Source organism: Flavicella sp. IMCC45668 (assembly GCF_057219105.1).
The window spans coordinates 410,980-431,821 of the sequence record NZ_CM170114.1; the positions used below are offsets into that span (position 1 = coordinate 410,980).

Below are 20,842 nucleotides of genomic sequence, written 5' to 3' on the forward strand. Positions count from 1 at the left end.
TTTATAAACATATTTTCAAAAAACCCGTTTGAGTAGCTCAAATGGGTTTTTTTAGTAAAAATAAAATCATTGACAGTTGCTTAAACACAATTAAAAATCAAAATGACAAAATTAAAAATCGCCATTCAGAAATCAGGAAGACTTAACCAAGAATCGTTAGGTTTATTAAAAAATTGTGGAATTTCTATAGATAATGGAAAGGATCAATTGAAGGCTTCAGCACGTAATTTTCCTGTAGAAGTTTTGTATTTAAGAAACGGTGACATTCCTCAATATTTGAGAGATGGAGTTGTTGATGTTGCTATATTAGGTGAAAATACCTTGGTAGAAAAAGGTGAAGATCTTGCGATAATTGAGCGTTTAGGTTTTTCTAAATGTAGAGTGTCTTTAGCGGTGCCTAAGGAAGTTGAGTTTAATACTTTGCAAGATTTAGATGGTAAAAGAATTGCAACTTCATACCCAAATACAGTAAAGAAATTTTTTGCAAAAAATGGAATCTCAGCTGATTTACATATCATTAACGGATCTGTAGAGATTGCACCGAATATTGGATTAGCGGATGCAATTTGTGATATTGTTTCTAGTGGAAGTACTTTGTTCAAAAATGGATTGAAGGAAGTGGTGAAGATGGATGAAAGCGAAGCTGTTTTAACTGCTGGACCAAATTTATCTGCTGAAAAACAAGAAATATTAGATACAATTCAATTCCGTATTCAATCAGTCTTGAGAGGTCAGAACTCTAAATATATCCTATTAAACGCTCCTAATGATAAAATTGATTCAATTTTAGAGTTATTACCAGGAATGAGAAGCCCAACGGTTTTGCCACTTGCTCAAGAGGGGTGGAGTTCTATTCATACTGTGGTTGAAGGAAAAACGAAATTCTGGGATATCATAGATGAATTGAAAAAACGTGGTGCTGAAGGAATTTTGGTGGTACCGATAGAGAAAATGGTATTGTAATTTATTCTTAATTATAAAAGCAATGAATATTATAGAAAACCCAGCAAGAGAAACTTGGAACTCTTTAACGGAACGTCCGGCTAAAGAAGCAAGTGATCTAGGGAAAATTATATCTGAAGTTTTCGATAAAGTAGAAGCGGAAGGAGATAAGGCTTTGAAAGAATATACGCTAAAGTTTGATAAGGCGAATTTAAGAAGCTTGAAAGTTTCTGAAGAGGAAATCAATCAGGGAGTTTCATTAGTTTCGGAGGAACTTAAGGATGCTATTGCTTTAGCAAAACAAAATATTAAAATCTTTCATGCCTCCCAATTCATATCTAAAAAAGTAGTTAAAACTACAGAAGGTGTTGAATGTTGGCAAGAAATGAGACCTATTGAAAAAGTTGGTTTGTATATTCCAGGCGGTACAGCTCCATTGTTCTCTACGATATTAATGTTAGGGATTCCGGCAAAATTAGCTGGTTGTAAAGAGATTGTTCTTTGTACACCTCCTGATGAAAATGGAAAAATCAATCCGGCTATTTTGTACGCTGCAAAATTAGTAGGGGTCACAGATATTTTTAAACTTGGTGGAGTACAGGCAATTGCAGCCATGACGTTAGGAACGGAATCCGTACCAAATGTTTATAAAATATTTGGACCAGGAAATCAATTTGTTACAGGAGCTAAACAATTCGCTCTAACAAAAGGTGTTGCGATTGATATGCCAGCGGGACCCTCAGAATTGATGGTGGTGGCAGATCAAATGGCTTCTCCTGCCTTTGTAGCTTCTGATTTATTGTCGCAAGCTGAACACGGGCATGATAGTCAAGTTATTTGTGTTTCAAATTCTAAGGAGAGTTTAGAGGCAATTCAAGAGGAAGTTGCTTCTCAATTAGCGGTTTTACCAAGAAAAGAAATGGCACAGAGTGCAATTGATAATTCTCAGTTTGTATTAATTCCAAGTTTGGTAGATCAAATTGATTTTATAAATGAATATGCTCCAGAGCATTTGATTCTAAATGTTCAGAATGAGGATTTATATTTAGATAGAATCGTAAATTCAGGGTCTGTTTTTATTGGTCCTTATACGCCAGAAAGTGCAGGTGACTATGCTTCTGGTACGAATCATACATTACCAACTAATGCCTATGCTCGTATGTATAGTGGTGTCAATATGGATGCTTTTACCAAAAAGATTACCTTTCAGAAGCTTTCAAAAGAAGGGATTCAGAATATAGGACAAGCTATTGAATTAATGGCTGAAGCAGAGGGGTTACAAGCTCATAAAAATGCAGTAACGTTGAGGTTGAAAGCTATAGAGAAGGAGTCATAAGTTTCCTTGATAAAGTTTAGAGAAAAGAAATGAAATTTGATTTAAATAAAATAGTAAGAGATAATATTGCAAAGTTAAAAGCTTATTCTTCTGCAAGGGATGAATTTGAAGAGGCGACTGCAAATATGATTTTCTTGGATGCAAACGAAAATCCTTTTCAAAATGGGGTAAATCGTTATCCTGATCCCAAACAGCAGAATGTAAAAGAATTGCTTTCTAAGTTGAAAGGGATTCCAACAGAACAGATCTTGTTGGGGAATGGAAGTGATGAAGTATTGGATCTTATATTCAGAGCTTTTTGCGAGCCAAAAGAGGATAATGTCGTGTTTTTACCTCCTACCTATGGAATGTATGGGGTTTTAGCGGCTTTAAATAATATTGAGACAAAAGAGGTATTACTTACGGAAGATTTTGATATCCGAGTAGAAGAAACTTTAGCTAGTGTATCGGAGCATTCCAAAATTATCTTTTTATGTTCTCCTAATAATCCATCAGGGAACGCTTTTTCTGAAGAAAAGATAAAGGCAATTGTTAAAGGATTTAATGGGTTAGTAGTGATCGATGAGGCATATATAGATTTTTCTGGTTCAGAGAGTTGGTTAGAAAAATTAAAATTATATCCAAACTTAATTATAACACAAACCTTATCTAAAGCTTTTGGAATGGCTGGAATTCGTTTAGGGATTTGTTATGCATCAGAGGAAATTATTGAGGTGCTGAATAGGATTAAACCTCCATATAATGTTAATGAGTTAACACAGCAAAGAGCAAAAGAACGCTTGTTGAAATATGATGAGGTTAAAGAAGAAATAGCTAGAATTTTAGAAAGTAGGGTAGATCTAGAAAAAAGTCTAGAGACCATTTCTTATGTTTCTAGAATATATCCATCAGATTCAAACTTTGTTTTGGTAAAAGTGGATGATGCGAACAAACGTTATAATCAGTTGATTGAAAAAGGAATTGTAATTCGTAATAGAACAACTCAAGCTTTATGCGAAAATACGTTACGTTTGACCGTTGGTACTAAGGAAGAGAACAAGAAATTGATTGAAGCTTTAGAAAGTATAGAATAGAAATTAAAAGATAGCAAAATCTAATACATCATAATTGTTTGATAAAATTGTATTTAGCTAAATAAAAGACAGAATGAAGAAAGTATTATTTATCGACAGAGACGGAACTTTATGTATTGAGCCTCCTGTAGATTATCAATTAGATAGTTTAGAAAAACTAGAGTTTTATCCTAAAGTATTCCAATACATGGCAAAAATTGCTGCTGAGTTGGATTATGATTTAGTGATGGTAACCAATCAAGATGGACTTGGAACGGATTCATTTCCTGAAGATACTTTTTGGCCTGCTCAAAATAAGGTTATTCAGGCTTTTGAAAATGAAGGTGTAGTTTTTTCTGACATAGCGATTGATAGAACATTTCCTCATGAAAATGCTCCAACACGTAAACCTCGTACAGGATTGTTGAAGAAGTATTTAAATACTGAAGCGTACGATTTAGAAAATTCCTTTGTGTTAGGCGATAGAATCACAGATATGGAATTGGCAAAAAATCTTGGAGCTAAAGGTATTTATTTATCTGAGAACCCAGAATTAGGAGCTGATGAAATAGAGTCTGATAAGCAAGAAATAATTGATTGTATAGCACTGACAAGTACTGATTGGAAAGCGATATATGAGTTTTTAAAACTGGAAGATAGATCAGCTGAAATTACAAGAAACACAAATGAAACTAAAATTTATATCAAATTAAATTTAGATGGTTCAGGAAAGAATGATATTTCAACAGGAGTGAAGTTTTTTGATCACATGTTAGATCAGATAGGACGTCATGGAGCTATGGATTTGACTGTAAAAGTTGATGGTGATTTAGAAGTTGATGAACATCATACCATAGAAGATACAATGATTGCTTTAGGGGAGTTGTTTAGTAAAGCCTTGGGGAATAAATTAGGTATTGAAAGATACGGTTTCTGTTTACCAATGGACGATTGTTTGGCACAAGCTGCGGTTGATTTTGGAGGTAGACCTTGGATAGAATGGGATGCAGACTTTAAGCGAGAAATGATAGGTGACATGCCAACGGAAATGTTTTTCCATTTATTTAAATCATTTTCAGATGGTGCAAAATGTAATTTAAATATCAAAGCAGAAGGTGTAAACGAACATCATAAAATAGAAGGAATTTTCAAAGCCTTTGCAAAAGCAATGAAAATGGCGGTGAAAAGAGATGCGAATAAAATGTTTTTACCGAGTACAAAGGGAATGTTATAATTGAGTAGTTAAGAATCTTGAAGTTATGATTATGCTAACTTCCTATTTACTTAACTCCTTAACTACTGAAAATATATGAAAATAGTAATAATAAATTACGGAGCAGGAAATATTCAGTCTATTAAATTTGCAGTGCAACGTTTAGGACATGAAGCTGTTTTAAGTAATGATGCTGAAGAGATAAAGGCTGCGGATAAGGTTATTTTTCCTGGAGTTGGAGAAGCTAGTAGTGCAATGAAAATGTTGCGTGCTACAGGTTTAGATGAAATTATACCTAATTTAAAACAACCGGTATTAGGTATTTGTTTGGGAATGCAACTGATGTGTCATTCAAGTGAAGAAGGGGATACAAAAGGTTTGAGTATTTTTGATGTAGATGTGCATCGATTTTCTAATGATGTAAAAGTGCCTCAAATAGGATGGAATCAGGTTGCTGAATTAAAAAGTGACTTATTTGCCGGAATTAAAGAAGATGAGTTTATTTATTTAGTTCATAGTTTTTATGCACCGATTTGTTCTGAAACTATTGCAACTACAAACTATGGATTGAAATATTCAACGGCTTTGCAAAAGAATAATTTCTATGGAACACAATTTCACCCAGAAAAAAGTAGCAAAGCAGGAACACAAATATTAAAGAATTTTTTGAACCTATAGGTTCTGAATCAAGTAGCAGCTAGCGAGCATCAAGAATTGATTTCGTAATGTTACTTATTTTATAAATAAAAAAGTATCGAGTACTTGATACCTGATATTAAATACGAGTTGAAAAATGAGATTAATACCCGCAATTGATATAATAGACGGACAATGTGTTCGGTTATCGAAAGGAGATTACAATACTAAAAAAGTATACAATGAAAACCCTTTAGAGATCGCAAAACAATACGAAGCTCATGGAATTGAACATCTGCACTTGGTAGATTTAGATGGTGCGAAAGCAAGTCATATTGTAAATCATAAAGTTTTAGAGGAGATTGCAACTAAAACAAGTTTGAAAATTGATTTTGGTGGTGGTTTAAAAACAGATGATGATTTAAGAATTGCTTTTGAGTCAGGTGCTGGTCAAATTACCGGAGGAAGTATCGCTGTAAAACAGCCAGAAGTATTTAGAAATTGGTTGTCTAAGTTTGGAGCAGACAAGATTATTTTAGGTGCAGACGCCAATAATGAAAAAATAGCTATTAGTGGTTGGTTAGAAGAATCTGATAAAGAGTTGATTCCATTTGTAGAAAGTTACATGAAAGATGGTGTATCTTATGTGATTTGTACGGACATTGCTAAAGACGGGATGTTGCAAGGACCTTCTTTTGATTTATATAAAAAAATGTTAGAGCAACTTCCGGGAGTAAAATTGATTGCAAGTGGTGGAATCTCTACGTTTGAGGAATTACCTAGACTAGCGGAGTTAGGTTGTGAAGGAACGATTATTGGTAAAGCTATTTATGAGAATAAAATAAGCTTGAAACAGTTAGAAAACTATATTGTTTCTGCCAGCTAGTAGTTTAAAAAAGATTAGTGTAAAAATGTATTTTGCATAAAGCTAAAATGGCGGATGTAAAATACTTAATACTCAATAGAATGTTAACAAAGAGAATAGTTCCATGTCTAGATATCAAGAATGGACGAACTGTAAAAGGAGTAAATTTTGTAGATTTAAGAGATGCTGGAGATCCAGTTGAATTGGCAAAGATTTATGCGGACACAGGAGCGGACGAATTGGTGTTTTTGGATATATCGGCCACGGAAGAAAAAAGAAGAACGCTTTTAGATCTAGTAATGCGTGTGGCTGCAGCGGTGGATATTCCATTTACCGTTGGTGGTGGGATTTCTTCTGTTGAAGATATTGACAATCTTTTGCATGCAGGTGCGGATAAAGTTTCTATTAATTCATCAGCAGTCAAAAATCCACAATTAATAAATGATGCTTCCGCTAAATTTGGTTCTCAGTGCATTACAGTTGCTATTGATGCAAAGCAAATTGAAGGAGAGTGGTATGTGCATTTGGTTGGAGGAAAAGTACCTACAGATATTAACTTATTTGAATGGGCTCAAGAAGTTGAAGCACGTGGAGCTGGTGAAATTTTGTTTACCTCAATGGATCATGATGGAACTAAAGATGGATTTGCTAATGAGGCCTTAGAAATTTTATCTGAAATGTTAAACATACCGATAATTGCTTCTGGTGGGGCGGGGAATATGCAGCATTTTGCAGATACTTTTATCAAAGGTAAATCTGATGCGGCATTGGCTGCAAGTGTTTTTCACTTTAAAGAAATTGATATACAAGACCTAAAAAAGGAATTGAAAAAGCAAGGGATTGCTGTTAGAATATAAGGAATAGTTTCGTAGACTTAGTTTTTTCTAAGTTTTCATAATAAAGAGCCGTTTGACTAGTTTAAGGCTTATAAAAAATAGATAATAATGAAAATAGATTTTTCTAAAGACAACGGTTTGGTACCGGCAATTGTTCAAGATGCCACAACAAAAAATGTGTTGATGTTGGGCTATATGAATCAAGATGCTTTTGATAAAACAATGGAAACTGGAAAAGTAACTTTTTTTAGCCGAAGCAAGGAGCGTTTATGGACAAAAGGAGAGGAAAGTGGTAACTTTTTAGAGCTTGTGAGCATTGCAAATGATTGTGATAACGACTCTTTATTAGTAAAAGTAAACCCTGTTGGGCCAACGTGTCATACCGGTACGGATACATGTTGGAAAGAAGAGAACAAACAAACTTATGGTTTCTTTTCAACCTTAGAGGACGTGATAACAGAAAGAGTAGAAAACAAGGATACTAAAAAATCTTATGTAGCAAGTTTGTTTTCTAAAGGTATCAATAAAGTAGCTCAGAAGGTCGGAGAAGAGGCAGTAGAGACTGTTATTGAAGCAATGGATAACAACGATGAGTTGTTTTTGTATGAATCAGCAGATTTATTATTTCACTATTTAATGTTACTTCAAGCAAAAGGATTTACTTTAAAGGATATTGAAAACGAATTGAAAGGAAGACATAAATAGATTTCTTTTAGTTTATACAAGAAGAGCAAATAAAAAAGTCCCATTATATTTATAATGGGACTTTTTTATTTTTTATGGTAATTCTATAAACCTAGTTCATCAAAAATAGATGTTAAATTGGGGTCAGAGGGTCTAGGAGCATTTGCTTCAACTATTTTCCCTTGAGGGTCAATTAAGATAAATCTAGGAATTCCAGATATCTGATAAGAATTGGCGAAAGATTGATCAGTACCTGCAAAAAGTTGAACTCCGCCCATGTTTTTATCAGTAATCATTTGTTTCCAAGCATTTTTCGCATTGGGTTTATCAATTGATATGCTAACAAACTCGATATTTTTACCGTGGTATTTTTTCTCTAAAGATTGTAAAAATGGAATCTGTTGTTTACAGGGACCACACCAAGTAGCCCAAACATCAATATAAACGTATTTCCCTTTAAAATCGTCTAATGAGCTTGTTCCTCCTTTAAAGTTCTCGTAGTTCTGGAATTTAGGAGAATCACTACCTTTAGCCGTGCTTTTTAATAAATTATGTTGTTCCTCGTAGTTTTCAGTTAAAGTAGTATATAATTGCTCGTTATTATCTTTTTCGGCTTTGGCAAAAGCTGGATCTAGATCATTATATTTTATCAATAATTGGTCAAAAGTTGATTTAGCTTCATTTAATTTTGAGTCAAAATCTTGTTTTTCTAAACTAAAGTACTCAGGAATATTCATAAATTTACTTCCTGTTTCTAGCTTTTCTTTAATATAATTAGTGTTTTGAGCTCCTTTTCCGTCAAATGTAAATTCATCACCACTAATTGTTAATTTTAAATCAAAACCATTTTGGATGTAAGAAAATGTTCTATTTTGACCGACTGTTATGCCATAAAAATTTTCTTCATAAGAAGCTAGTTCTGTAACTTTTTTAAGATGCAAAGTATCTTTAAAGTGTCCATTTTCATCGATGCTAATCTGCTTGTTGTAATTTTGATTTTCAATTATCAAAACTTTTTCAGACTTATCTACAACAGTTCCTGATATAGTCAAATAATCTTTTTTTTCATTAGTACATGAAAATAAAAAGACTGATGCTATAACTAATACTATATTTTTCATTTTAGATTGTTTTATTGAGTTTCAAATATACAATTTATAGACGAAGACAAATCTTATATTTTACAGACTTTAACATAATATTAGGCTAGAATAGGAGCCAAAAAAAGCCCTTGTATATTTACAAGGGCTTCAGATATGATTAAGTAGAATCTTAAGCTAACATAGTAACTGGATTCTCAATATATTGCTTTACAGTATTCATAAATGCGGCACCAACAGCACCATCAATCGTTCTATGATCACAAGCTAAAGTTAAATTCATAATATTTCCAACTACAATCGCTCCGTCTTTTACAACAGGCTTTTGTTTAATTCCTCCAACTGATAAAATTGCAGAGTTTGGTTGGTTTATGATGGAAGTAAAATTATCAACACCAAACATACCTAGGTTAGAAACAGTAAAAGTTGAACCTGACATCTCTGCAGGAGTTAATTTTTTAGTTTTAGCCTTGATTGCTAAATCTTTTACTTCAGCACCAATTTGAGTTAAACTCTTTGTATCAGTAAAAGGAATAACAGGCACCACTAGTCCATCTTCAATGGCCACAGCAACTCCAATACTAATGTGGTTGTTGTAGATAGTTTGCTCATCTGTCCATTGAGTATTAATTTGTGGATGTGATTTTAATGCCATAGCACATGCCTTTACAACCAAGTCGTTGAAAGAAACTTTTGTGTCAGGTAAACTGTTGATCTCTTTACGAGATGCAATAGCATTATCCATATTGATATCCATTCCAATAGTGAAATTCACAGCAGTAGTCTGAGAGTTGTCCAAAGCTCTTACAATTGCTTTACGCATTTGAGAGTTTTTAACTTCTGTTTGACTAACTTCTCCAGCAGGAGCAGCAACAACACTTGCAGCAGGAGCTTCAGAAATGACAACATCCGTAAAGTTTTCAATATCGGTTTTAACAATACGTCCACCTTCACCAGTACCAACAACTTTCGCAAGGTTGATTCCTTTTTCAGCAGCTAACGCTTTTGCTAAAGGAGAAGCAACGATTCTTCCATTTTCAGATTTTATGTTGCTTACAGTTTTTGTAGCACTTGCTGTAGAACCTGTCGCTTGTTTTGGAGCCGCAGGAGCAGCTTTTTTTTCTGTTGCAGCAGGAGCGGGAGTAGCCTCAGCTTTCGGTGCTTCCACAACTGGTTCGCTTGAACCTCCTCCAATTTGAAAAGAAGAAACAACACCAGAAACATCAGTTCCTGCATCACCAATAACAGCTAACAAACTATCAACTGGTGCAGTTTGTCCTTCTTCAAGACCAATATATAATAAAGTACCTTCGTTAAAAGATTCAAATTCCATGGTAGCCTTGTCCGTTTCAATCTCAGCAAGTATGTCTCCTTCAGAAACTTCATCACCAACTTTTTTAAGCCAAGTAGCAACAGTTCCATCCGTCATTGTATCACTTAAACGAGGCATGGTGACAACTGTAATCCCTTCAGGAATAGCGGCTGCAGCAGGAGCAGCAGCTTCAGCCTTTGGTGCTTCCGTTGCAGGTGCTTCTGATGCTGGTTCAGCTTCGGCAGCTGGAGCAGCGGCAGCATCACCAGAAAGTAAAGCAGAAAAATCTTCTCCTTCTTCTCCTATAATAGCTAATAAGCTATCAACAGGTGCTGTTTCACCTTCTTGCAGACCAATATGTAATAAAGTACCTTCGTTAAAAGACTCAAACTCCATGGTTGCTTTGTCAGTTTCAATTTCAGCAAGAATATCTCCTTCTTCAATTTTATCACCCACAGCTTTCAACCATTTAGCAACGACTCCTTCAGTCATTGTATCACTCAAACGGGGCATTGTAATAATTTGTGCCATACTATTATTTCGTTATGTTTTTAATATAAGTTGTTAGAACAAGTGGTTTAAACACTTTTGATAAATGGGTAGTCTTCTTGTTCGTAAACTACATCGTATAATTGTTGTACTTCTGGATATGGAGATTCTTCAGCGAATTTCTCACATTCAGATACTTTAGCTTTTACGTCTTTTTCAACTTGCTTGATCTCATCAGCAGATAAATAATCATTTTCTTTAATGATATCTAAAACTTGTGTAATTGGATCAATTTTTTTGTATTCTGCAACTTCGTCTTTTGTTCGATAGTGTTGTGCATCAGACATTGAGTGTCCTCTATATCTGTATGTTTTCATTTCTAAGAATGTTGGTCCATCTCCTCTACGAGCTCTTTCCATAGCTTCGTCCATTGCTTCAGCAACTTTAATTGGATTCATGGCATCAACAGGACCAGAAGGCATTTCGTATCCTAATCCTAGTTTCCAGATATCTTCATGGTTTGCAGTTCTTTCTACAGAAGTTCCCATTGCATATCCATTGTTTTCAACAATAAATACTACTGGTAATTTCCATAACATAGCCATATTGAAGGTTTCATGTAACGATCCTTGACGAGCAGCACCATCACCAAAACAACAGATTGTTACAGCACCGGTGTTGTGATATTTATCCCCAAATGCCATTCCAGCACCTAAAGGAATTTGACCACCAACAATACCGTGACCACCGTAAAAACCTTTTTCTTTAGAGAAGATATGCATAGAACCTCCCATACCATGAGAAGTTCCAGTTACTTTTCCATACAATTCAGCCATTACTCTTTTAGGATCAACACCCATTCCAATTGGTTGAACGTGATTTCTATAAGCGGTAATCATTTTATCCTTTGAAAGGTCCATCACGTGTAAAGCTCCAGCTAAGATAGCTTCTTGACCATTGTATAAATGTAAGAAACCTCTTACTTTTTGTTGGATGTAAACTGCAGCTAATTTGTCTTCAAATTTTCTCCAGAATAACATGTCCTTGTACCAATTGATGTATGTTTCTTTTGTAATTTCTTTCATGATGAATTTTAATAATTATTCAAAGTATGACCGCAAAAATAATATATTACTGTATCATATTGAAGTATTCTAAGTACTTTTTTTGTTGCTGAACGTCATAACTTTGAATATGGCAATTTTTGGTAGTTAAAAACAAAAAAGCCAAACATTTTAGTTTGGCTTTTTTGCAATTTTACAATTTGTAAACTGTTTTTTAACAGAATTAAGAATGTGGGTATCGTAATTTTATTCTGTTTTTTGGATGATTTTTATGAATCATCTAACAAAATCTAAAATATGTTATTACATATAGGCTTCAATTGGTGTGCAAGAGCAAATTAAATTACGATCGCCAAAGGCATCATCAACACGTCTTACTGAAGGCCAGAATTTATTATCTGCTATCGAGTCCATTGGAAAAGCAGCTTGTTTTCTAGTGTATGAGAAATTCCAAGCATCACTAGTTAGCATTTGTTGCGTATGTGGTGCATTTTTCAAAATAGACTCTTCACCATGCTTCTCAGAAGCTTCAATTTCTTTTTTGATACTTTTTAAAGCTGTAATAAAATTGTCCAATTCCCCTTTTGATTCACTTTCCGTTGGTTCAATCATTAAGGTTCCTGCTACTGGGAATGAAACGGTAGGAGCATGATAACCATAATCCATTAGTCGTTTAGCAATATCTACAACTTCTATTCCTTTTTCTTTGAAGGATCGGAAGTCAACGATCATTTCATGAGCACAAAATCCATTTTCACCTGTGTACAAAATATCGTAAGAATCTTCCAAGTTTTTCTTGATGTAGTTTGCATTTAGTATAGCGTTCTCTGTAGCGGTTTTAAGTCCGTTAGCACCAAGCATTTTTATATAACCATAGGATATTAAAAGCACTAAAGCAGATCCCCAAGGAGCTGAAGATACAGAAGTAATCGGAGAATCTCCACCAGTAGGGATGACGGGATTCGAAGGTAAATAAGGTGCTAAATGTTCAACAACACATATAGGTCCTACTCCAGGTCCACCACCACCATGTGGTATCGCAAAGGTTTTGTGTAAGTTAAGATGACAAACATCCGCACCAATAGTTGCCGGGTTTGTTAAACCTACTTGTGCGTTCATATTAGCTCCATCCATATAAACTTGTCCACCATTTTCATGAATTAATTGAGTGATTTCCTTAATTCCACTTTCAAAAACACCATGAGTAGATGGATAGGTTACCATTAGAGCAGAAAGGTTGTCTTTATGTAATAGCGCCTTTTCCCTAAGATCATCAAAATCAATATTACCTTCTGCTGTTGCTTTGGTAACAACGACTTTCATTCCCGCCATTACAGCTGAGGCAGGATTCGTACCGTGAGCAGAAGATGGAATCAAGCATATATTTCTATGATGATCTCCTCTAGCTTCATGGTAAGCTTTGATAACAAGTAATCCTGCATATTCACCTTGTGCACCTGAATTGGGTTGAAGGGAAGTAGCATGAAAACCAGTGATTTCATTTAGATCACTTTCAAGTTGTCTAAAAACCTCTTGGTACCCTGCAGCTTGTTCGATTGGGACAAAAGGGTGGATATTAGCCCAGTTTGCCCAACTTAGTGGAAACATCTCAGAAGCGGCATTCAATTTCATAGTACATGAACCTAAAGAGATCATGGAATGGTTGAGAGATAGATCTTTTCTTTCAAGTTTTTTTATGTAACGCATCATTTCTGTTTCTGAATGATAGCTATTAAAAACAGGATTCTGCATAAATTCAGATGTCCTTGAAAGGTTTTGAGGTATCGTTATTTGTGGGTTTATTGAAGTGACCTCCGTAAATATTTTTCCTTCAGATTTCGCAATGATTTTTACTATTTCATTGACATCCTCTAGGGTAGTAGTTTCGTTAAGGGAAATGCTAACTGTATTTTTGTTTGTGTAATAAAAATTTACATTTAACAATTCAGCATTATCTTTAATTGTTTTGATATCATTCACCTCAATATTAAGGGTATCAAAAAACGTTTTGTTGATTTGTAAGATCCCCAATTTTGTTAGTTCATCGTGCAATGTATAGGCAAGTTGATGAATCGTATTCGCGATATACCTTAATCCTTTAGGACCATGATATACACCATACATACCGGCCATAACAGCTAATAGCACCTGAGCGGTACAAATATTAGATGTTGCTTTTTCTCTTTTGATGTGCTGCTCTCTTGTCTGTAACGCCATACGAAGAGCACGATCTCCATTAGCATCTTTTGTTACACCTATAATTCTACCAGGAATATTACGTTTATAAGCTTGTTTTGTAGCAAAGAAGGCAGCATGAGGTCCTCCATATCCCATTGGAATTCCAAATCTTTGAGTAGTTCCGATAACGACATCTGCTCCCCATTCTCCAGGTGGAGTAAGTATTGATAAACTTAGTAGGTCCGCGGCCACGGCAACACGAACTTCTTTTTCGTTCGCTGCTTTCGTAAAGTCTGAGTAGTCTAAAACTTGACCGTTTTTCCCAGGGTATTGGATTAAGGCACCAAAATAATTTTCTGTAAAAGTAATTGATTCATAATCTCCAATAATTAATTCGATATCTAGTGGAGTAGCTCTTGTTTTTAAAATGTCTATGGTTTGTGGTAACACATTTTCCGAAACGAAAAATTGCATAGAATTATTCTTTTTCTGACTTCTAGAACGTGTATTGTAAAGCATTATCATTGCCTCACCTGCTGCAGTTCCTTCATCTAATAAAGAAGCATTTGCAAGTTCCATTCCTGTAAGTTCAGAAACCATTGTTTGATAGTTCAGTAACGCCTCAAGTCTACCCTGAGCTATCTCAGCTTGATAGGGAGTGTAAGCAGTGTACCATCCAGGGTTTTCTAATATATTTCTTTGAATTACTCCAGGAGTTATTGTTGGGTGATATCCTAAACCGATGTAATTTTTAAACAATTTATTTTGAATAGATAAGTCATGAACATGGCCTAAATATTCATGTTCACTCATTGCTTTGTCTAAATTCAAGCCTTTAGAAATAAAAATATCTGAAGGAATTGTTTTTTTTATCAACTCGTCCATTGAATCAACTCCAATGGTTTTTAGCATTTCTTGAACATTTGTACCTCTTGGACCAACGTGTCTCGCAACAAAAGAATCTGTCTTCATTCGTGTTTAATATGAATTATTGTGTCAAATTTGTGCTGCAAAAATAAATATAAATAAAGCAAGTTATGAATAAAGCATCTTAAATTGTTAACGAAAGGAACAGGGTTATGAACAATATTAATTATGGGGTAGGAATTAACTGATGTTCTTGGTGGAAATAATTATTGTTCTCTGAACATTTGTTATTTTCGCAGTATCAACTTTTTACATCTGCAACTATTTACATTAATATACGTTGCATAAAAGATTGCTTAATGTCATTGATAGCCAAACTGTTTTTGTTTTATGTGCAAAGTAATATTCATGTGTCAATATCTGCTGCGTTATTGGTGATGATTACAGGAAAGTATTTGAATTTAAATACTTTGTTTCCGGCAGTTTTTGTAGGGTTGTCCACTTTTTTTTCCTATAATCTTATTAGGTTCTTGAAGTCCGATAATAAGTTGCTCAAGCAAGAAATAAAAATTTGGTTTGATCAAAATTTAAAGTCATTGTTGGCTTTGAATTTTATGGTGTTTATTTTGTTGCTTTTTTGTGTAATGAAATTAACATTACGTGAAGTGATTTTTATCATTCCTTTTGCTCTTTGTACACTTTTTTATATGTTGCCTTCAGTCGTTATTTTTAAAAAAAGTATTTTTTTAAGAAATGTTCCGGGGCTTAAAATATTTTTAATTGCCTTTTCTTGGGCTGGATTGACAACTTTATACCCTGCTTATCATAATTTTTATGAAATCGGTAGTGATGAATTATTGTTATTTATAAACCGGTTATTATTTGTTATTGTATGGACAATTCCTTTTGATATTAGGGATTTTGACTTTGATTCGCATGATTTAAAAACGATTCCTAGAGTGATTGGGCTGAAATATACAAAGCTGCTTTCTATTGTGATATTACTAGTTTCTTTGTTAATAACAAGAAATATGAATATTCCGTTTGTTTTTTTTCAAGTTGAAGGAGTCGTAAGTATAGTTTTATTATTATTGGTTCTAAAATCTACAAGAAAACAATCTCAATTTTATGCCTCTTTTTGGGTAGAAGGAATTCCTGTTTTATGGTGGAGTTTATTAATGATTGCGGATAGGATATAAAAAAAGGTCTTTCATTTATGAAAGACCTTTTTTTTTATTTTGTTCGTTTATTAATTAAAAAAAACTGAAATATCTATCGCTACATCGCTCCAAGTTTTACTAATTCCATCGGCTCCTTTATGTAGTTCAAAACAAGCTTTGTTTATAGATTCGATAGCAGCTTGCGCTTGCCAGTTATTCGTATCCATAATTGATTTAATTTCTAATGAGTTTTCAGTTGTTGTATAAGAAAAAGGAAGTTTTTCAATAATTCCATTCATAGAAAAGTCTACATAACCAGATTGAGGTGTGTCTATATGAATGGTTCCTGAAAGGATTTCTGCATTTTTCATAACCCCAAAGAAAAGTGTTTTTAACTTGTGATCTCTATCTGCATTATTTGAAAATATACTGCTTACTGGGATTGAAAATTCAGTTCCATTTAAAGCTTCTGCGAATGTTTTTCCTGGAGTACTTTTCTTTATATTAAGTTTGGTAAACTTTCCTTTTACTGGTACCTTTTCAGTAGTTTTAAATGCAGTCCAATTAATTTCCGACTTGTTAGTGTTTATCGAGAATTGTTTTTCCTGTGTTTCAACTTTTTTTTCTTTTCCCGTTTTTTGCTTACAAGAAGTTGAAGACATGGAAATTGCAATAACAGCAACGAATAGAAGAACTTTTTTCATAATTATTTTGAGTATTTATTTACTAAATCTATATATTTTCTTTTAGCCTCATCCGGACTAATTCCCTTTAATTGCATCCATGCATTAAATTTAAAAGCATTACGAACATCAAAATTTGCATTGAAAGAAAAGTTATCTCCTGCAGTGGCTTGTTTGTAATATGCATAGAACAATAACATAACGTCTTGTGGAAGTGGAGTTTCCATGGCACTAGCTTTTGCATATGCCTTTTCAAACTCTTCATGTAGTTCTTTATCTACACCCATTAATCTTACATTTTATAGAGTAGCAATAATGTTTTCAGCACCTTTTACTACATCATTTAATTCAACTTTAATATTTGAATTTAAAGGTAAGAATAAATCTACTCTTGAACCAAATTTAATAAATCCAGCGTCAGTTCCTTGAACAACTTGCATATCTTTTTTTGCGTAGTTGACAATTCTTCTTGCTAAGGCTCCAGCAATTTGTCGGTATAAAACTTCTCCAAATACAGGGCTTTCTAATACCACCGTCGTTCTTTCATTTTCTTCTGAAGCTTTAGGGTGCCAAGCCACAAGATATTTACCTGGATGGTATTTGCTAAATTTCACGATTCCACTTAAGGCATATCTGGTAACATGTACGTTGATCGGAGACATGAAAATTGAAACTTGTATTCTTTTATCTTTAAAATATTCAGGTTCATAAACTTCCTCAATAACAACCACTTTTCCGTCTACAGGAGACACTACGTGGTTTTCTCCAATCGAAGTTTTTCTACTTGGATTTCTGAAAAATTGAAGAATGATTACTAACAAAAACAGTAATGCAAAATAGATTGTGTATTGTAACCAAGCAATACTGATAAAATGATCTGTTAATAAATAACCTCCAGCTACTACAATAGCAGCAATTGCAATACTTGCATTTCCTTCTTTATGAAACATGTTCCGTGATAAATTTTAAATATAAATAGATAAATGGTGCCGCAAAGATAATACTATCTAGGCGATCTATAACTCCTCCATGACCTGGAATAATTTTCCCGGTGTCTTTTACACCTGTTTGACGTTTAAACATAGATGCGATAAGATCTCCAATCACTCCAAATACACTAACAATGACTCCTAGGATGATCCATTGGTGCGGGAGTAGTATAGTAAATTTTAATGAAATTAAATAAGAAATCAACATGGTTGCTATTACGCCACCAACGAATCCTTCAATTGTTTTTTTTGGAGAAATTCTTTCGAGTAATTTTGTTTTTCCGATGGTAACACCAGTTAAATAGGCGAATGTGTCACTAGACCAAATAAGAACAAAAACACCAAGGATTAAAATTCCATTATATTCAGTTGGGTCGACAGTATATGGTATTTTAACAATAAAAAGGTAGCTTACACATGAGTATACAACACAGAGCATTAGTTTTCCTAGTTGTTCAATTGCATTGCTGTTTTGTTTGAAAAGTACTTTTATAAAAACAAAAAGAATGATAAGAATACTTAGTGTGTCGGTATAAAAGGAATCATAACCCCAAAACGGTAGTATAGTAGAGATAAATAACGCAATACTTATGAGATAAGGATCGAGTCCTTTAAGCTTAAGCATTTTAGAAAATTCGTTGACGCTTACAAGCATCAGTAGGAGGAACAACCCAAGAAAGGTAATAGGGCTGTATAAGATAGAGAATACAAGAACTGATACAAATACAGCACCTGAAATTGCTCTGGTTAGCATGTTGTTCATAGGTTATAGGTCTTCGAACAAAAGTAAATATAAATTTTTTGAATTGCTATTCGGAGTCGAAAGGAAATTATCTTCGTCTTTTTCAGGAGCAAAATTCTTTATAGCACTAATATTTGTGGGTATAGATTCTTTATAATTATTTTTAATTCCAGTTAGACTTTGCCCCATATCCTTTACTAGTTGACTCGTTTTGGCAAAAACAATAAAGTTATTAGAGAGTTCGTGAATCTTCTTTTCTTTCAATTGATGTGATGAAAATAATACACTTCCTGAATCCGATATAATATGCTCACATGTGGTAAAAATTGGAGCTGTATTATTAATATCAAAACTAATGTCAATAGACAAAGCGTCTGTAAAATTGGATAAATTATTTTCGTCTAAACAGGTAATGCTTTTCCATTTGTTTTCATCAAGTATACCAACAAGGTTGTCTAATACTTCTTGGTTGCTTGTACAGTATAAAAACTTACCACCTTTATTAATGAAATTATGAACAAATAAGTCGTCTAAAGAAAGATGTACCTCTTGTTTCTGGATATTCTTTTCTTTAGGCGACTCTAATTTATTAGAAAATAATTTTTTAAAAAAATTCATTCTCGGGTCTTTGTATTCTAGTTCGTTTAAAATGTAGTAGAGTTATTCTGCTACTTTTTTATCGTCTTCAACAATTTCTGCAGGGATCTCTACAGTCTCTTCTTTTTTTGAAACCAATTCTTCAGTTTCAAAGGGTCTTTCTCCAAAAATATGAACCAAATCATCTTTAAAAATAACCTCTTTTTCAAGTAGTTTTTCTGCTAAAGTGACTAGTTTATCTTTGTTTTCTGTTAAGATAGTAATCGCTCTTTGGTATTGAGTTTCAATAATTGTAGAAATCTCTTCATCAATTGTTTTAGCAGTCTCTTCACTATAAGGTTTAGAGAAACTATATTCACTTTGCCCGGAAGAATCGTAATAAGTAATATTTCCAATTTTTTCGTTCAATCCATAGACACTCACAATTGCTTTTGCTTGACGTGTAACTTTTTCTAAATCATTTAATGCCCCTGTTGAAATTTTATCAAACATCACTTTCTCAGCAGCTCTACCTGCCAATGTTGCGCACATTTCATCTAACATTTGTTCTGTTTGAACAATCATTCTTTCTTCAGGTAAATACCAGGCAGCTCCTAAAGATTGTCCTCTAGGAACAATCGTTACTTTTACTAAAGGTGCAGCATGCTCTAACATCCAACTTGCTGTTGCATGTCCTGCTTCATGGTAAGCGATGGTTTTCTTTTCTTTTACAGAAATGATTTTATTTTTCTTTTCTAATCCACCTACAATTCTGTCTACAGCGTCTAAGAAATCTTGATTATGAATTTCATTGTTGCCTTTACGTGCAGCAATCAAAGCAGCTTCATTACAAAGGTTCGCAATATCTGCTCCGGAGAAACCAGGAGTCTGTTGAGATAAGAAATCAGCATTCACATCTTTCCCTAGCTTAAGAGGTTTCATATGTACTTCAAAAATCGCTTTTCTTTCATTTAAGTCAGGAAGATCTACAAATATTTGTCTATCAAAACGACCTGCACGCATTAAAGCTTTGTCTAAAACATCTGCACGGTTGGTTGCTGCTAATACAATTACATTTGTATCAGTACCAAAACCATCCATCTCAGTTAACAACTGATTAAGTGTATTTTCGCGTTCGTCATTACCACCTGTCATGTTATTTTTACCACGTGCGCGTCCAATAGCATCAATTTCATCAATAAAAATAATTGATGGAGACTTTTGCTGTGCTTGTTTGAATAAGTCTCTAACTCTGGAGGCACCTACACCCACAAACATTTCAACAAAATCAGATCCTGACAAAGAGAAAAAAGGTACGCCAGCTTCTCCGGCTACAGCTTTCGCAAGCAAAGTTTTACCAGTTCCTGGTGAACCTACTAATAAGGCACCTTTCGGTATTTTTCCTCCTAACGATGTATATTTTTCAGGTGTTTTTAAGAAATCAACAATTTCTTGCACCTCTTCTTTGGCTCCTTGTAAACCAGCCACATCTTTAAAGGTTACCTTAACTTTTTGATTTTCGTCAAATAATTTTGCTTTAGATTTTCCAATATTAAAGATTTGTCCACCGGCACCACCACCAGCTCCACCACCAGACATTCTTCTCATAAAAAAGATCCACAATCCAATTAAAAAGATAAATGGTAAATAAGAAAGTAAAGAATCAAACAGGTCTGTTTGTTCATCATTTTGCTTATCAAAGTCTAAATCGTTTTCTTTTTTCAGTTCTGCTAACTTTTTTTCAAAATTTTGTAGATCACCAAAATTGTATTCAAACATTGGTGCGTTTTTATTGAAAAGGGGACTACCATTAGACAATTTAGAATACTCATCCTTAGAAAGAGCTTCCTCTTTGATATAAAGTTGCGCAATACTTCTGTTAAGAATTACAATTTTAGAAATGTCATTGCTTTCTAAAATGCTCTCAAACTTATTTTGTGAGATTTCTTTTTGAGTTAAATTCTCACTGTTAAAAAATTGAAATACGACAAATAAAACAAATAAAGCTCCATACACCCAGTAAAAATTAAACTTGGGTTTGAAGTTTGAATCTTTGATTATATTTTTTTTGTCTTTTTTGTTATTTGTAGCCATAGCGTGGTAATTCTTTAAGATTTG

The 20,842-nt window shown here is 33.8% G+C and carries 19 protein-coding genes; 9 read left to right on the plus strand and 10 right to left on the minus strand.

Annotated elements, in window-relative coordinates:
• Positions 1-102: 102 nt before the first annotated feature.
• From hisG to hisIE, 8 genes are all read left to right on the plus strand, one after another.
• Positions 103-963 (plus strand): ATP phosphoribosyltransferase, encoded by an 861-nt coding sequence (gene hisG / locus AC2DZ0_RS01915; protein WP_484643331.1) that lies wholly within the window; start codon positions 103-105, stop codon positions 961-963.
• A gap of 22 nt (positions 964-985) precedes the next feature.
• On the plus strand, positions 986-2,278 hold the full coding sequence (gene hisD, locus AC2DZ0_RS01920; protein ID WP_484643333.1) for a histidinol dehydrogenase: 1,293 nt from the start codon (positions 986-988) through the stop codon (positions 2,276-2,278).
• 29 nt (positions 2,279-2,307) lie between these two features.
• On the plus strand, positions 2,308-3,351 hold the full coding sequence (hisC, locus tag AC2DZ0_RS01925; protein WP_484643334.1) for a histidinol-phosphate transaminase: 1,044 nt from the start codon (positions 2,308-2,310) through the stop codon (positions 3,349-3,351).
• Between the two features lie 73 nt (positions 3,352-3,424).
• On the plus strand, positions 3,425-4,564 hold the full coding sequence (gene hisB, locus AC2DZ0_RS01930; RefSeq protein WP_484643335.1) for a bifunctional histidinol-phosphatase/imidazoleglycerol-phosphate dehydratase HisB: 1,140 nt from the start codon (positions 3,425-3,427) through the stop codon (positions 4,562-4,564).
• Positions 4,565-4,639: 75 nt separating this feature from the next.
• Entirely contained in the window at positions 4,640-5,221 is a 582-nt protein-coding gene (gene hisH / locus AC2DZ0_RS01935) for an imidazole glycerol phosphate synthase subunit HisH (RefSeq protein ID WP_484643336.1), read from the plus strand.
• Positions 5,222-5,336: 115 nt separating this feature from the next.
• On the plus strand, positions 5,337-6,065 hold the full coding sequence (gene hisA, locus AC2DZ0_RS01940; RefSeq protein ID WP_484643338.1) for a 1-(5-phosphoribosyl)-5-[(5-phosphoribosylamino)methylideneamino]imidazole-4-carboxamide isomerase: 729 nt from the start codon (positions 5,337-5,339) through the stop codon (positions 6,063-6,065).
• Between the two features lie 80 nt (positions 6,066-6,145).
• Entirely contained in the window at positions 6,146-6,901 is a 756-nt protein-coding gene (gene hisF, locus AC2DZ0_RS01945; protein WP_484491349.1) for an imidazole glycerol phosphate synthase subunit HisF, read from the plus strand.
• Positions 6,902-6,988: 87 nt separating this feature from the next.
• Complete coding sequence (gene hisIE / locus AC2DZ0_RS01950) at positions 6,989-7,585, plus strand: bifunctional phosphoribosyl-AMP cyclohydrolase/phosphoribosyl-ATP diphosphatase HisIE (protein WP_484491350.1); 597 nt, start codon at positions 6,989-6,991, stop codon at positions 7,583-7,585.
• A gap of 83 nt (positions 7,586-7,668) precedes the next feature.
• On the opposite strand, the gene AC2DZ0_RS01955 is transcribed toward hisIE, so the two are convergent.
• From AC2DZ0_RS01955 to gcvP, 4 genes are all read right to left on the minus strand, one after another.
• Positions 7,669-8,685 (minus strand): TlpA family protein disulfide reductase, encoded by a 1,017-nt coding sequence (locus AC2DZ0_RS01955; protein ID WP_484643339.1) that lies wholly within the window; start codon positions 8,683-8,685, stop codon positions 7,669-7,671.
• A 151-nt stretch (positions 8,686-8,836) separates the two neighbouring features.
• Positions 8,837-10,507, minus strand: coding sequence for a 2-oxo acid dehydrogenase subunit E2 (locus AC2DZ0_RS01960; protein WP_484643341.1), 1,671 nt, complete (start codon positions 10,505-10,507; stop codon positions 8,837-8,839).
• Between the two features lie 47 nt (positions 10,508-10,554).
• Positions 10,555-11,550, minus strand: a complete 996-nt coding sequence (gene pdhA / locus AC2DZ0_RS01965) for a pyruvate dehydrogenase (acetyl-transferring) E1 component subunit alpha (protein WP_484643342.1) — start codon at positions 11,548-11,550, stop codon at positions 10,555-10,557.
• A gap of 282 nt (positions 11,551-11,832) precedes the next feature.
• On the minus strand, positions 11,833-14,679 hold the full coding sequence (gene gcvP / locus AC2DZ0_RS01970) for an aminomethyl-transferring glycine dehydrogenase (RefSeq protein WP_484643343.1): 2,847 nt from the start codon (positions 14,677-14,679) through the stop codon (positions 11,833-11,835).
• A 254-nt stretch (positions 14,680-14,933) separates the two neighbouring features.
• Between gcvP and AC2DZ0_RS01975 the strand changes: the two genes are divergently transcribed.
• The gene (locus tag AC2DZ0_RS01975) at positions 14,934-15,773 is read left to right on the plus strand and encodes a UbiA prenyltransferase family protein (RefSeq protein ID WP_484643344.1); all 840 of its coding nucleotides are present in this window, start codon (positions 14,934-14,936) and stop codon (positions 15,771-15,773) included.
• 50 nt (positions 15,774-15,823) lie between these two features.
• On the opposite strand, the gene AC2DZ0_RS01980 is transcribed toward AC2DZ0_RS01975, so the two are convergent.
• From AC2DZ0_RS01980 to ftsH, 6 genes are read right to left on the minus strand one after another with little or no spacing between them, the layout of a single operon-like run.
• Positions 15,824-16,438, minus strand: a complete 615-nt coding sequence (locus tag AC2DZ0_RS01980) for a YceI family protein (RefSeq protein ID WP_484643345.1) — start codon at positions 16,436-16,438, stop codon at positions 15,824-15,826.
• 2 nt (positions 16,439-16,440) lie between these two features.
• A complete protein-coding gene (locus AC2DZ0_RS01985; protein WP_484491357.1) occupies positions 16,441-16,704 on the minus strand; it encodes an acyl-CoA-binding protein in 264 nt (87 codons plus the stop codon).
• A gap of 12 nt (positions 16,705-16,716) precedes the next feature.
• Complete coding sequence (locus AC2DZ0_RS01990) at positions 16,717-17,367, minus strand: phosphatidylserine decarboxylase family protein (RefSeq protein ID WP_484643347.1); 651 nt, start codon at positions 17,365-17,367, stop codon at positions 16,717-16,719.
• Positions 17,357-18,169 carry a phosphatidate cytidylyltransferase gene (locus AC2DZ0_RS01995; protein WP_484643348.1) on the minus strand — a complete coding sequence of 271 codons (813 nt, stop codon included), beginning with the start codon at positions 18,167-18,169 and terminating at the stop codon, positions 17,357-17,359. The genes AC2DZ0_RS01990 and AC2DZ0_RS01995 overlap by 11 nt, the downstream gene beginning before the upstream one ends.
• Before the next feature lie 3 nt (positions 18,170-18,172).
• Positions 18,173-18,766: a hypothetical protein gene (locus AC2DZ0_RS02000; RefSeq protein ID WP_484643350.1), complete on the minus strand. Its 594-nt coding sequence runs from the start codon at positions 18,764-18,766 to the stop codon at positions 18,173-18,175.
• Between the two features lie 42 nt (positions 18,767-18,808).
• Positions 18,809-20,818 (minus strand): ATP-dependent zinc metalloprotease FtsH, encoded by a 2,010-nt coding sequence (ftsH, locus tag AC2DZ0_RS02005; RefSeq protein ID WP_484491361.1) that lies wholly within the window; start codon positions 20,816-20,818, stop codon positions 18,809-18,811.
• Positions 20,819-20,842 lie beyond the last annotated feature (24 nt).